15 protein-coding genes are annotated in these 13,079 nt (G+C 34.1%); 4 read left to right on the plus strand and 11 right to left on the minus strand.

Annotated features, from left to right (window positions below):
- Positions 1-658, minus strand: a 658-nt coding sequence (locus tag BKH42_RS02165; RefSeq protein WP_143428549.1) for a hypothetical protein, incomplete at its 3' end; no start/stop codon positions are given.
- Positions 659-1,241: 583 nt separating this feature from the next.
- Between BKH42_RS02165 and BKH42_RS02170 the strand changes: the two genes are divergently transcribed.
- Positions 1,242-2,099, plus strand: a complete 858-nt coding sequence (locus tag BKH42_RS02170; protein WP_095294420.1) for a hypothetical protein — start codon at positions 1,242-1,244, stop codon at positions 2,097-2,099.
- Between the two features lie 45 nt (positions 2,100-2,144).
- Here BKH42_RS02170 and purB read toward each other — a convergent pair whose 3' ends face one another.
- The 10 genes from purB to BKH42_RS02220 all read right to left on the minus strand — a co-directional run bounded on the left by purB (position 2,145) and on the right by BKH42_RS02220 (position 10,535).
- Positions 2,145-3,476, minus strand: a complete 1,332-nt coding sequence (gene purB / locus BKH42_RS02175; RefSeq protein WP_095294422.1) for an adenylosuccinate lyase — start codon at positions 3,474-3,476, stop codon at positions 2,145-2,147.
- A 77-nt stretch (positions 3,477-3,553) separates the two neighbouring features.
- Entirely contained in the window at positions 3,554-4,498 is a 945-nt protein-coding gene (locus tag BKH42_RS02180) for a thiamine pyrophosphate-dependent enzyme (protein WP_095294423.1), read from the minus strand.
- 10 nt (positions 4,499-4,508) lie between these two features.
- On the minus strand, positions 4,509-5,732 hold the full coding sequence (locus BKH42_RS02185) for a 2-oxoacid:ferredoxin oxidoreductase subunit alpha (RefSeq protein WP_095294424.1): 1,224 nt from the start codon (positions 5,730-5,732) through the stop codon (positions 4,509-4,511).
- Between the two features lie 10 nt (positions 5,733-5,742).
- Positions 5,743-6,135, minus strand: a complete 393-nt coding sequence (locus BKH42_RS02190) for a 4Fe-4S dicluster-binding protein (RefSeq protein ID WP_095294426.1) — start codon at positions 6,133-6,135, stop codon at positions 5,743-5,745.
- A 10-nt stretch (positions 6,136-6,145) separates the two neighbouring features.
- The gene (locus BKH42_RS02195; RefSeq protein WP_095294428.1) at positions 6,146-6,706 is read right to left on the minus strand and encodes a pyruvate flavodoxin oxidoreductase subunit gamma; all 561 of its coding nucleotides are present in this window, start codon (positions 6,704-6,706) and stop codon (positions 6,146-6,148) included.
- Positions 6,707-6,939: 233 nt separating this feature from the next.
- A complete protein-coding gene (locus BKH42_RS02200; RefSeq protein WP_095294430.1) occupies positions 6,940-7,590 on the minus strand; it encodes an HAD family hydrolase in 651 nt (216 codons plus the stop codon).
- A complete protein-coding gene (locus BKH42_RS02205; protein WP_095294432.1) occupies positions 7,572-8,957 on the minus strand; it encodes an MATE family efflux transporter in 1,386 nt (461 codons plus the stop codon). Before BKH42_RS02205 ends, BKH42_RS02200 begins: the two co-directional genes overlap by 19 nt.
- Before the next feature lie 201 nt (positions 8,958-9,158).
- A complete protein-coding gene (gene rpsI / locus BKH42_RS02210; protein ID WP_095294434.1) occupies positions 9,159-9,548 on the minus strand; it encodes a 30S ribosomal protein S9 in 390 nt (129 codons plus the stop codon).
- A 12-nt stretch (positions 9,549-9,560) separates the two neighbouring features.
- Positions 9,561-9,986, minus strand: coding sequence for a 50S ribosomal protein L13 (gene rplM, locus BKH42_RS02215; protein ID WP_180673905.1), 426 nt, complete (start codon positions 9,984-9,986; stop codon positions 9,561-9,563).
- An 87-nt stretch (positions 9,987-10,073) separates the two neighbouring features.
- Positions 10,074-10,535, minus strand: a complete 462-nt coding sequence (locus tag BKH42_RS02220) for a hypothetical protein (RefSeq protein ID WP_095294436.1) — start codon at positions 10,533-10,535, stop codon at positions 10,074-10,076.
- A 130-nt stretch (positions 10,536-10,665) separates the two neighbouring features.
- Between BKH42_RS02220 and BKH42_RS02225 the strand changes: the two genes are divergently transcribed.
- Genes BKH42_RS02225 through BKH42_RS02235 form a run of 3 tightly spaced genes read left to right on the plus strand, consistent with a single transcriptional unit; the run spans position 10,666 to position 13,072 of the window.
- Positions 10,666-11,601: a D-2-hydroxyacid dehydrogenase gene (locus tag BKH42_RS02225; RefSeq protein WP_095294438.1), complete on the plus strand. Its 936-nt coding sequence runs from the start codon at positions 10,666-10,668 to the stop codon at positions 11,599-11,601.
- Complete coding sequence (locus BKH42_RS02230; protein ID WP_095294440.1) at positions 11,598-12,293, plus strand: ABC transporter ATP-binding protein; 696 nt, start codon at positions 11,598-11,600, stop codon at positions 12,291-12,293. The genes BKH42_RS02225 and BKH42_RS02230 overlap by 4 nt, the downstream gene beginning before the upstream one ends.
- The gene (locus tag BKH42_RS02235) at positions 12,290-13,072 is read left to right on the plus strand and encodes a hypothetical protein (RefSeq protein ID WP_095294442.1); all 783 of its coding nucleotides are present in this window, start codon (positions 12,290-12,292) and stop codon (positions 13,070-13,072) included. Before BKH42_RS02230 ends, BKH42_RS02235 begins: the two co-directional genes overlap by 4 nt.
- The last annotated feature ends 7 nt before the right edge of the window (positions 13,073-13,079 follow it).

Below are 13,079 nucleotides of genomic sequence, written 5' to 3' on the forward strand. Positions count from 1 at the left end.
TGCCAATATTGTAATTATATTTCAAATAATAAACATCGCTATAGGTTGAATTTTTAGTGATGTTGAACATATTTGCAAAACTCTGAGTGACTCTACCACAAGCTTTATCTCCACTTAAAAGACATCTGGCATCTCCTGAACTATAAACTTCAGGCCTATTGAGGTTGCCATGATCTGCAGATAAAAGCCTTATATCTGAAGATGATAGAGCTGCTTGTGCTATATCTGCTGTGAATGGCAATAAAAGCGTAGAAAGCACTAATGAAAATAAAGGAAAAAATGCTTTTTTAGAGGATTTGGGATTCACAGGTCTTGAAGGACCATCAGGGGCAAATCCTTCTCTTGTCTTTTTATCAAGACTAGCTTGAGCAGAACATGCTAACAAACTATCCCATTGCTTAGCACTACTATGGTTGTGAAAATCTCCAGAAAATCGTTCATTCCTAGATCTAGCACTCTGAGATTCTCTAGTATGATAAGGGAAATCTAATGATTTCTCAAATTCAAAACCTTCAGTATCGTTAAATTCTTCAGAATGATTTGAACAGGGAGCTTTTAAGAGATCTGAACCCCCCCCCCCAAGAGAATAATTATCACTTACATCGGTATTTTTGGCACTGATGTGCAGTATGGTACGTAAAAAATTCATTGTTGTCATAGGAATCCTTCATCATTTGAGTTGTTGTTGTTGATACATTAAATCCAGTGAAATTATACTGCATTCCAAATAAATAATGTTTAAAACATTCTTAAAAAGTAAGAAAAATCCACAGAACTTGTCATAAAAAAATCCAAAAGTAATCATTCTAAATAAACTTTTCAATCTTACAAATATCGATAAAATGGGAATTTGGAGAGTTGAGAAGACAAAATGATGTATTGAGAAAAGGATAGTTGAATAAAGTGAAAGAATTCTATTCATCACCAGAAATCTCGCTGAATTTAACTCAATTTCACTCCAAATCCCCTCTGATTTGACTCAAAAGTAAATGAAATCTCTGTTTTTTTCATTTACTTTCATTTACTTAGGGATAATCTGATATTTGATAGATAAAAAAGAGAAAGAGAAAAATATTAGAGGATTAAATACGGCATTGATAACCACAATGAATCAATCATTTGTGATTTATTTCTAATAAAATTAATTTATTTTTAAAATTATTTTGAGTATAACTACAACATGCCTTCATCATAAATCAAGAGAGATCTAAAAATTTTAAATACTCAAGGAAATTTAGAAAATGAAAAAAAGACTCTATGTATTTTTAATGTTGATTTTTCCTTTTACTTGTAGCTTTAGTAGTCAGATACCCGATAAAACATCTGCGACTCCTTCTAATAAGAACACGTCTAAAGAAAGTAATATCACTGGAGGATTGTTTTTTGGTCTGAGTCTAGGAAGGGATTCCATGTTGAATGTTCTTAATACCACTGAAAACCTAACTGCGTACCATTACAACAAAGATGGTAAAGAATCTGACAAAAATCCGTCTTTTGATGGTATTAGCGTTGAAGCTAGGTTGGGTCTTATCAAAACAACTGAATTTGTGGGATTGAGAATCTATGGATACTATGGAAAAGCTTGGGATGATATGCTAACACTTGGGCTTAGATACACCCCTTTGAATGCGGCTTCTTACTATCAAACTGCAGATTTGGATGCTGAGTATTATGGCGGAATGATTGATATTTTATTTGGAGACTTTGAAACTGAAGATATGAGTATATATTTTTTTCTAGGTGGTGGGTATCAATTTACTGACTATAAACTCACGGGAAAAGTCTCTTTGGGCTATGAAGATAACAGGCAGTTAGACGATGATATTTATAAATCAAGCGTGAGTGCAAACAAAATGATTCAAAGCCCAGTGGCAAATATAGGGATGGGTGTCATGATAGCTAAGCATCACTTGTTTGAATTTAATTGCAGAGTTTTATTTACAAATCCAACTTTTTTTAATGAGTCTAAGACTCAATTAGTCGGGGTTGCGGGACTCCCTATTTATAAAAAACATATACCTGATGATACCACTATCACCATTAGAGAAAGTATTAGCTATAACTACAATCTAGCTTTGAGCTATATGTATATATTTTAAATAGATCCATTTTAAGGGGTCTATTTAAGTCCTAGTATTCAACGCTTAGGATTTAAAAACTCTCTGAAAAATTCTATCTACATTTTTTGTGTAGTAACTATAATCAAAGCATTCTTTTATAGCTTCTTCTCCAATAATGCCAACTAACTCGCTATCTTGGAGTAGATATTGCAAATACAAGCTCTCTTTAGTATCATTCAAAACATTTTTACCTTGTTTTAGATCCTCCCATACTCTCATCGCATTCCTTTGGACAATTTTATAACTATCCTCTCTGCTAATTCCTTTTTTTGGCAATTCAAGTAAAATTCTCTGAGAAAAAACTAACCCTCCAGTGAGATTTAAATTTTTCATCATATTTTCAGGATACACAACAAGATTTTCAATCAATCCCCTCAAGCGATCAAGCATGAAATCTGTCGTAACAAAACTATCGGGCAATATAAATCTCTCAACAGAGCTATGAGAAATATCACGTTCGTGCCACAAGGCGACATTCTCCATCGCAGGAATACAAAAACTTCTTATCATTCGACAAAGTCCAGTGATATTTTCACTTAGCACAGGGTTTCGTTTATGTGGCATTGCTGAACTCCCCTTTTGCCCAGGTGAAAAATATTCTTCTGCTTCATAGACTTCGGTACGTTGGTAATGTCTGATTGCCACGGCGATTTTTTCACAGGTGCTAGCTAAAAGTGCAAAATCACTTATTAATCTGGCATACCTGTCACGTTGAATGATTTGATTACTTACAGGAGCAGGTTTTAATCCTAGTTCATCGCACACCAATTCTTCTAACTCTATGGGAGTATGAGCCATATTTCCCATAGCTCCACTGATAGCCCCTACAGAGACTACATCCATTGTATGATGAAGAGCGTTTATGTGTCGCCTGATTTCATCATACCATATTGCTAAAACAAGCCCAAATGTAATAGGTTCTCCGTGTATTCCGTGACTCCGACCTACCATTAAGGTATCTTTATATTGAAATGCTCTTTTTTTAATCGCATCTGCTAATAGCTCTATATCTTCTAAAATAATCTTGAGACTTTCCCTCATTTGCAAGGCGAGGGCTGTATCAATACAATCACTCGAAGTGATACCATAATGCACAAACCGTGATTCTGTTCCCAAACTCTCTGAAACAGAAGTAGTAAAAGCGATCAGATCGTGTTTGGTTATTGCTTCAATTTCATCAATTCTTTTAATATCAAATTTAGCATTTTTGCAGATCTTTTCACAATCATCATCAGGAACAAAACCAAGTTTATTCCAAGCTTTTACAACTGCTTTTTCAACTTCTAGCCAAGTAGAATACTTTGCATTCATATCCCATAATTTTTTCATTTTCTCACGTGAATATCTCTCAACCATATGATTCCCTTAAAAAATTATTAATGATGAAGCAAAAAATTTAGTGATGATGATCTTGCCAAAGAAGCCTTGTTAAATCAGGCTTTGGCTTCTTCTAAACGTTGCAAACGCTCCCATCTAGCATTGACATCTTTTTGAAACTGCTCTATTATGTGCTCATTTCCAGGTTTAAAAAGGTGTTTGAATCTTCCTTGAGCAGCTAAATAATCTCTGACTGGAACGATATTTTTTGGTCTGTAGGTGATATTAAGATCTGTTCCATTAATGATTTCAAATAATGGAAAAACAAGACTATCTACTGCCAAGTCACTCATCTCTACAGTATGATTGGATTCAAACTTCCATTCAGTTGTACAAGCACTCATGGCATTGATAAATGTAGGACCTTCAGTATCAATAGCCTGTTTGATTTTTTTATTCATATCTTTCCATTTATTGGGTGCTACTTGTGCAACATAAGGCGATCCGTGTGCAGCCATTACAAACAAAATATCTTTCTTTTTTTCTTTTTTTCCATAACTTGTGCTACCTGCAGGTGTCGTAGAGGTACTTGCTCCTAAGGGAGTAGAGCCACTTCTTTGCCCACCAGTATTTGCATAGACTTCATTATCTAGACAAATATAAGTCATATCATGACCTCTCTCAAAGCACCCGCTAATCCATTGAAATCCAATATCATAAGTAGCACCATCTCCACCAAAAGCCACAAATTTAGGTTTTTGACCTGTGTATTTGCCTTTTTTTGCAAGAGCTTTATACATAGCCTCTACTCCTGCTATCGCAGTAGAACCATTTTCAAATCCAATATGTATCCAAGGAACATCCCAAGAAGTAAAAGGATAGACTGCAGTAGATACTTCCAAACAACCTGTTGAATTCCCTAAAACCAATGGACCATCAACGGCATTCAAAACCTCTCTGACAATCATTCCATGAGCACATCCAGGACATAAAAGATGTGCTCCTTCAAATTTTTCTGCTGATTTGCTAAATTGTTTTAGATTTTTAATTTCTTTTACCATTGCATTCTCCTTAGCAAAAGCTTAGTTTAGGACCTCGAAGTCCTATGAATTGTTGAGTTGGATGAGTAAGCTTAGAAGCTTTTGCGTTTTGATCAAGCTCACTATAAATACTCATTAAATCTACCTGTGTAAGATCTCTTTCACCCAAGCCATAAATATAATTCGAAAGCACAGGGTGCTTGGTTCCTTGCACTTGATAAAGAGAAGCGGCAACTTCGTTAAAAAGTGCCCCCATAGCACCAGCAGGTAGGCTTTTATCCATAATAGCGATTGCTTTGAGGTTTTTGAGGATTTCGCCAAGCTCTTGATATGGAAAGGGTCTGAATACCCTGATTGTTACCACACCTGCTTTGATACCATTTTCACGAGCTTTTTTTGCGGCAACCCTAGCAGATTCAGCTGTCGTTCCTAATGCAAATATAGCAACTTCTGCATCTTGCAAATCATAAGTCTCAACAATATTGTATTTTCTACCTGTGAGATCAGCAAACTCTACAAAAACTTCTTTTATCACACTAGAAGAATGCATTAAAGCATTATGAAGCTGGGCTTTATGCTCAAAATGCCAATCTTCTTCAGCTTGAGCACCATATGTTGCAGGTTTTTGAAAATCAAGGAGCGGATTTTTACTTTGATAATCACCTATAAACTTATAAGCAACTTCATCACTCAAAGGACGAACATTTTGGGCAGTATGCGAACATAAAAATCCATCTTGATTAACGATTGTAGGGATTCTAACATTCATATTCTCGGCAATTTTAAATGCCATCAAATTAAAATCATAAGCTTCTTGAGGATTGCAGGTGCATAGATTTACCCATCCAGCATCACGTCCTAGATACATATCAGAATGATCTCCGTGAATATTTAACGGAGAAGCGAGCGCACGATTCACCAAATTAAGCACAACTGGAAGTCTCATACCAGAAGCCTGATACAAAACCTCTATCATTAATGCAAATCCTTGCGAACTTGTAGCAGTAGCCACCCTACCCCCAGCAGCAGCAGCTCCTACACATCCACTCATTGCGGCGTGTTCAGATTCAACAAGCATGAATTCACCATCAATATATCCATTTCCCACAAAAGTTCCATAATTTTGTATAATAGGCGTTGATGGAGTTATAGGATAAGCGGCAACCACATCAATCTGGGCTTGTCTCATAGCGTGACAAGCCGCTAAATTCCCATCCCACACCTCGATTTCTTGCAATTCCATAGTCTTTGCCATAATATCTCCTTTAGTCTTTTCTCTTCTCTTCTTTTTTTGGCCAATTCTTTAGAGCAGTTTGATTATTTTCATGATCGCTAAACATTAGCAAAGATTTTGGGTTGGTTGGACAAACATCCACACAAATTCCACACCCTTTACAATGCACATAATCTACCCCACTAAGCTTATCATCTCTAGCAAGTATAGCCGCATCTGGGCAATAAACCCAACAATTGAAACAATTAATACATACCTCACTATTATGAACGGGTTTTTCAACTCTCCAGTGTGCCACGCTACTATTAAAAGAGCTATCTGAGGTGTATTTACGATCACTATTATGGGCTTCTAGTTCGTTTTGTGCTTTACCTTCAAATGGAAATAATACTGCTCCGATTTCAAAATCATTCCAACCTTTCATATGAACCTCCTTATCGAACTTCATTATATGCACGCTCTATAGCAAGCATATTTGCATCAATCAATTTCTGAGAAAGCTTTTTGCCCAAAACTTTTTTGAAAGCATTTTTGAAAAATTCAATTTCAAGCATACCTGAAACTTTCATCAACGCACCCAACATAGGGGCATTTGGAATAGGCTTTCCTAGAGTATCAATAGATATTTTGATACAGTCTAGAGTATGCACTTGCTTACCCTTAAGATCAGGTTTTTTTTCGATAAGTTCATCTTTACTCAAATGAGTTGTGATGATGTATTGGGTGGTAGGTTTTTCATTTGCACAAATATCGGTTATAAACGTAAGACCAGGGTCAATCACAAGAACAAAATCTGGATTCATAAATTTCTCATGATTGATAATAGGATGTGAATCAATCCTATTGTAGGCCGTCATCGCCGCTCCTCTTTTTGCAGAACCATAGAGTGCAAACGCCTGTACTTCTTTACCTGTTCCAGCTACGACATCTGCCAAGCCTTTAGCACCCGTGATCGCTCCTTGACCCGCTCTTGAATGCCATCTAATTTCTAGCATAGGTATCTCCTTTATCGTTGTTCGGTTGTTTTGTTAGAAATACAAATCATCTATAATCATAATCTAGGATATCAAATATTTAGCGTAAAAAACTAAAAAATATACGAAGTCTGTATAAACGATACGATTCTAAACTTTTGTGGTGGAATTTTACTATTTCTTAGCTTAAACATACAAAATACAGTTAATGATAATGTAAAATCATAATTTACCTAGTGTAAAAAAGTAGCAATTCAAAGTGTTCTAATAAACTCCACTGCCTCCAATGAATCCTCAAAAATATTTTCACACAGTTTGTATAAATCCTCATAGGCTCCATATCCACACTTCACACCTATAGGATGCACTCCTGCATCTATAGCAGATTTAGCATCAAGAGGAGTATCTCCGATCATAAATACATCTAAGAGCGATGCCTTAGCATCAATTTTATTTTTTGCACACAAGATGGGTTCTTTGTGTGGTTTTGGAAATTGTACATCCTCTATACCAATAACAATTTCAAAATATTTCAAAATATCAAAAAACTCCAAAAGCTCAATAGAACGTTTTGAGGTTTTTGTGCTGACAATTCCCAATCTAGCAAATTCATTAGCTATTTGAACAGAAGAAATTGCATTGGGCAATATTTTTGTTTGTTCCAAAAAAACCTTCAAATAATACTCTCTATAGGAATCCACAAATGAAGTGAGCTTATTCTGACTCGCACCAAAATGAGAAAACATATCGCTCGATGTATGGCCAATTGTTTTTTTGACTTCTTCAAGAGATGGAATTTGAAGTTGATTCTTTTGACAAGAAAAACAAAAACTATTATAAATAGCATCTGTGGAGTCAATCAAAGTGCCATCTAGATCAAATAAAATTATTTTTTTCTTTGCCATAGCGATTTTCCTCCTGTAATTTTACCCGAAAATATACCACACTTTATTTCATACCAAACCACAAGTATAACCACTAAAAAAGCCAAGATTTGAGAAATTGGGTAAGTAATCCATACTCCATCCATTCCGTATTTTTTACTCAAAATAGGCAACAATATAACAAGAAAAACTAAGGTATAGCAAATTGTGATAATAAAAGAACTCTTGGTTCTTTGAACGGATTGAAAAAATATTGCTGAAACAATATTTATTCCAAGCAAAACATACCCCAAATAATAAACCCTCATTGCCTTTATTGTATCTATAATCAAATATGGATCTGTGAGAGCAAAATCTGATTTCAAGAATAATCTCACTAAGTATTTATCAAATCCATAGAACACCAAATAAATGAAAACCGCAATTCCAAAAGAGATGCCAAGACTAAAAACAAAAATACTCTTAACCCGCTTGAGATTCCCCGCACCATAGCTAAAACTTGCAATAGGCTGAATGCCCTGTGCAATAGAAAGTAAAATCGTAAAAAATATGATCCCACTATACATAATGATGCCATAAATTGCAACCCCTCGTTCTCCTGCGATAAGCATTATCGTAGTGTTAAACATCAGCATCACAAAAGCCGCACTAAGTTCAGACACGCACTGGGGTATGCCACTTTTTGCCGAGGAAATAACTGCAGAAAAACTGAAACGATTAATAAAATATAATTTTCCTCTTTTGAATAAAAAATGCTGAAAAAGCACCAAAAAACCTATCCCATGCCCTAAAATAGTCGCCAATGCACTCCCGTAGATCCCAAATTCAAAAACAAACAAAAATAAATAATTTAAGATGATATTCATAAACGATCCGATTATCATCGCACTCATTGCCAAAATAGGCTGTTTGTCATTGATAGCAAAAACATCGCATAAGGGATGCAAAACCATCACAATAGAACCCAAAAAAATTACCTTCAAGTACTCAACAACCAATGGCTTAAGAACTTCGCTACTACCCAATAAAATAGCAATCTCATCTACAAAAAAATAAAGAAACCCGCCAATAACTAAAGAACTAAAAAACACAAAATAAAATACGGAACTAAAAATCAATCTCGCTTTATGAACTTCATTTTTACCTATAAAATATGAAGTTATAGACGCTGCACCAAGTCCAAAAAGTAATTCATACGCAATTAAAACAGGAAAAACTGGCCAACAAATACTCACAGCAGCAAGTGCATTTTGACCTAGTTTTTTGCCTACAAAAATTCCATCCACGGTAGAATACGTAGAAAGTGCAATCATTGCACACAAAGAAGGAATAAAATAATAAAAAAATAATTTCTTTATGGAATCATTTCTGAGATCAATGCTGAACATAAAATCACCTACTTCATAGATTCTTGGATTATAGTTCCATTCCTATAATTAAACGATTAATGAGAGACCAAAATAACCTTAATTAAATAACGTCTAAGTATAAAAACAAGAGAGTAAAAAACAACGATTAAGAATAAGCGGATTAGAAATAGATAGATAACAAAAACAAAAGTCTTTTGCAAGACTTTTGAATCTAAAAAATTATCTTTTTGAGAATTGTGGGCTTCTTCTAGCTTTTTTCTTCCCGTATTTCTTTCTTTCAACGACTCGCGAATCTCTTGTGAGCAAACCTTTTGGCTTTAAGATAGCTCTAAATCCCAAATCATAAGCATTTAATGCCTTAGAAATTCCGTGTCTTAGAGCTTCTGCTTGTGCGGAATAGCCTCCCCCTAGAGTAACAGCTATAATATCTACAGACTTATCTTGTTTAGTAAGAATCAAAGGTTGCATCACCTTCATTTTGATAGCTTCGTGACCACCTAACCACTCATCTAAGGTTTGATTATTGATAGTCATCTTGCCAGTTCCGCCAATGAGCCAAACCTTTGCTATTGCTGTCTTTCTCTTACCTGTTGCATAAATTTTTGCCATTTGATAATTCCTTTATTTGCTTTTTGTAGTTTGGGCTGTATGAGGATGTTCGCTACCCTTATACACTTTTAGTTTCTTTATCATTGCTCTACCTAATTTTGTCTTTGGAAGCATTCCTCTAACAGCTAGATGATAAAGCTTCTCAGGAGATTTTTCTAGCATTTCTTTGAGTGTTTTACTTTTTGTGCTACCAAAATATCCCGAATGCGTGAAATATTCTTTATCTTCAAGTTTCATCCCAGAAAATTTTACCTCGGTTGCATTGATAATGATGACAAAATCACCACAATCCACATTTGGAGTGTAGCAAGGCTTGTGCTTACCTCTTAAAATCGTAGCTACTTCTGTGATCAAACGACCGAATGTTTTATCCTTAGCATCTAAAACAACCCAATCGCGTTTTATTTCGCTAACTTTAGCAGTTTTTGTTATCTCCATAATTATCGCCTTTGATTAATCTATATGATTGAAAAACCGCCATTGTATATGTTTGTATCTTATAAATACCTTAATTTAAGAAATATTTTATCTAAAAGCCTGTTCTTGATATTCCAATATTCGCTTACTTTCAGGAGCAATGGTATATTCCTCATCGTATGCTTTTTGAATCACTGAGCGAATAATATCTCTTTGAGTTTGATAGCTTTTATCTTTGAGAATATCAAGGACAATAGAATAAAATTGTATATCTTGAACAACTGCATTAAAGGCACGATCCCTATCTTGCATATAAAGCTTCTCATCTTTTGCATATTCAGTTATCCAGATCACAATCCTATCAAAAACTTTTGAAGCTAGATTTGATGGCTTTACCATTTTATTTATGATGATTCTAGCTTGTTCAAGCTGTGCTTCAATATTAGGCCTACCCATATAAACAAGCACTGAAAGAAGCAACATTAATGTGTCAATCTTGGATCCAAGCGATCTTGTTTGCCACTTGATTAAAAACTTTTGTAAATAAGTGAATTTTATTCTCTCTCTCATTATCTCATCCATATTTTTTCTAAAAATTTATAAATATCAAGGATTTCTATCTTTAATATATAGGCAACCCTTTTATAAAAATAAGTATGTTATTATATAGAAAACTACACAAAATTTGTGAGGAGAGAACATGAAAATAGTTATTTTAGATGCAAAAACACTCGGAGAATCTGATTTAAGCGTGATAAAGACATTCGGTGAATTCACAATCTACCAAACAACCACTCCTGAAGAAACACTTAAGAATTCTCAAGATGCTGATATTATATTGACAAATAAAGTGGTTCTTGATGCTCCCATATTAGAAAAACTTCCTAAACTTAAGCTCATTTGCGTAACAGCAACTGGAACAAATATCATTGATATGCAAACAGCACAACAAAGAGGGATTATAGTTAAAAATGTTGCTGGGTATTCCACAAACAGCGTGGCACAACATACATTAACCCTAGCATTGAATCTATTATCAAAACTAGCGTATTATGACCATTATTGCAAAAGCGGGGAGTGGTGCAAAAGCGATGTTTTTATGCATATTAACGGTGGATTAACCGAACTTGATGGCAAAAAATGGGGTATCATAGGACTTGGCAACATTGGCAAAAAAGTGGCTTTACTTGCGAGTTCCTTTGGCGGGGAAATTAGCTATACATCTACTAGTGGAAAAAATACCGATACCACCTACCCTCAAAAATCTCTTGAAGTTTTACTTAAAGAAAGCGATATTATCTCTATCCATGCTCCATTGAATGAGAATACGAAAAATCTCATCTGCAAAAAAGAAATCTCTATGCTCAAAGAAGGTGCTATTCTTATTAATGTTGGGCGTGGTGGGATAGTGAATGAAACCGATATGGCCACAGCTTTAAAATCAAAAAATATATTTTTTGCCACAGATGTATTAGAAAAAGAGCCAATGGATAAAAATCATCCATTTTTAAATCCTCTCATTCAAGATAAAATAATACTCACACCTCATATCGCCTGGGCATATGGAAATGCACGAAAAACACTGATTGAAATGGTGATTGAAAATATCAGGACTTTTGTACAAGGAAATCTATGAATGCAACTTTGTTGAGCATACAAAATCTAAATAAAGGTTATGATAGAACTCAAATATTACATAACATCAATCTAGAAATTCCTTCAAATAAAATCATCGGATTATTGGGACCTAATGGTGTAGGAAAAACAACATTGATAAAAATTTTGGCAAGTTTATTAAACCAATATAATGGAAAAATACTTATTGATGGACATAAACTAGGTATTGAGAGTAAAAAAATTATCTCCTATCTTCCTGATACTAGCTATTTGAATGAGAAATGGGATGCTCAAAAGATTCTAGATTTTTTTAAAGATTTCTTTGAAGATTTTCAATATTCAAAATCACTAAAGCTTCTAAATCAATTTCACATTCCTTTAAATAAGCCTTTCAAGTCTCTATCAAAAGGAACAAAAGAGAAGCTACAACTCATAACAACTCTTTGCCGAAATGCCAAGCTTTATCTTTTCGATGAACCCATTGCTGGTGTAGATCCCTTAGCACGTCAAGAGATATTTGATCTGATATTGCAAAATCGCAACACGCAATCAAGTGTGATTATTTCAACTCATTTAGTATCTGATATTGAAAAATACGTGGATATGTGTATTTTTATCAAAGAAGGCAAAATCATTAAATTTGGAGATGTCCAAAGCATTAAACAGAACTATATGAATCTAGAAGAAGCCTTTAAGGGGAGTTTCAGATGAGAAAAATATTCAAATATGATTTTTTAGATAATTATCTTGGGATTTTCTTCATCAATACATTATTGTGCATTTCCATACTAGGAATTGGATTTTTTTCACAAGAAGAATATGCTAGGTATTTTGTTTCAGATATGATCAATATGATTTGTTTCATCATTTTAATTGTGAGTGGTTTTTTATGGATAGTATTTTTTATTTTGGGGGTTTTAGATTCTATCAATAAAAAAATGTTCTCCTCTCAGGGATATTTGACCTTTTCTTTACCTCTAAAAATTGATGAAATATTAATTCCAAAGATACTTATAAATGTTTTTTGGGTGGCTTTTAGTTCGATTCTATTGGCTTTAACTCTATATATCAGTACTTTTTGGAATCACTATGGAATACTAAATATATTTTTTAAGCAGTTTATAGCAGGTATTATCTCGCATCCTATTTGGATTTTTTTAGCATATATAAATTTTTTGGTTTGGGTGGCTTTATTTTTGGTTAAATTTTTATTTATTCTTGGAATATTAAATATTGGTAGAATTAAAAAACATCGCCTAATGTTTGGAATCATCATATTTATAGTGCTGCAAGTCATTTTGGAAATCATCAAAAATCAATTTTCTATTTTTGTTCCAAGCATTAAGGACTTTTATAATTTATTTGCGATGAATGCCTCAGGGCTTTATGATCAAGGTTATGGAATACAAATTCTCATCAATATAGCTGAATTAATTATAATGTATATTCTTGCACGTTATTTGATAAAAAACAAACTAGAGCTAGAGTAGCTCTAGA

The sequence above is a fragment of the Helicobacter sp. 13S00482-2 genome, from assembly GCF_002272795.1.
In the GTDB taxonomy this organism is placed as follows: Bacteria; Campylobacterota; Campylobacteria; order Campylobacterales; family Helicobacteraceae; genus Helicobacter_J.

Coding starts and splice junctions, on each gene's coding strand:
- purB (WP_095294422.1), bottom strand. CDS start 3,476: ATGGTTGAGAGATATTCACGTGAGAAAATGAAAAAATTATGGGATATG.
- rpsI (WP_095294434.1), bottom strand. CDS start 9,548: ATGGCAAAAATTTATGCAACAGGTAAGAGAAAGACAGCAATAGCAAAG.
- rplM (WP_180673905.1), bottom strand. CDS start 9,986: ATGGAGATAACAAAAACTGCTAAAGTTAGCGAAATAAAACGCGATTGG.
- BKH42_RS02200 (WP_095294430.1), bottom strand. CDS start 7,590: ATGGCAAAGAAAAAAATAATTTTATTTGATCTAGATGGCACTTTGATT.
- BKH42_RS02230 (WP_095294440.1), top strand. CDS start 11,598: ATGAATGCAACTTTGTTGAGCATACAAAATCTAAATAAAGGTTATGAT.
- BKH42_RS02180 (WP_095294423.1), bottom strand. CDS start 4,498: ATGGTAAAAGAAATTAAAAATCTAAAACAATTTAGCAAATCAGCAGAA.
- BKH42_RS02235 (WP_095294442.1), top strand. CDS start 12,290: ATGAGAAAAATATTCAAATATGATTTTTTAGATAATTATCTTGGGATT.
- BKH42_RS02170 (WP_095294420.1), top strand. CDS start 1,242: ATGAAAAAAAGACTCTATGTATTTTTAATGTTGATTTTTCCTTTTACT.
- BKH42_RS02185 (WP_095294424.1), bottom strand. CDS start 5,732: ATGGCAAAGACTATGGAATTGCAAGAAATCGAGGTGTGGGATGGGAAT.
- BKH42_RS02205 (WP_095294432.1), bottom strand. CDS start 8,957: ATGTTCAGCATTGATCTCAGAAATGATTCCATAAAGAAATTATTTTTT.
- BKH42_RS02190 (WP_095294426.1), bottom strand. CDS start 6,135: ATGAAAGGTTGGAATGATTTTGAAATCGGAGCAGTATTATTTCCATTT.
- BKH42_RS02220 (WP_095294436.1), bottom strand. CDS start 10,535: ATGAGAGAGAGAATAAAATTCACTTATTTACAAAAGTTTTTAATCAAG.
- BKH42_RS02225 (WP_095294438.1), top strand. CDS start 10,666: ATGAAAATAGTTATTTTAGATGCAAAAACACTCGGAGAATCTGATTTA.
- BKH42_RS02195 (WP_095294428.1), bottom strand. CDS start 6,706: ATGCTAGAAATTAGATGGCATTCAAGAGCGGGTCAAGGAGCGATCACG.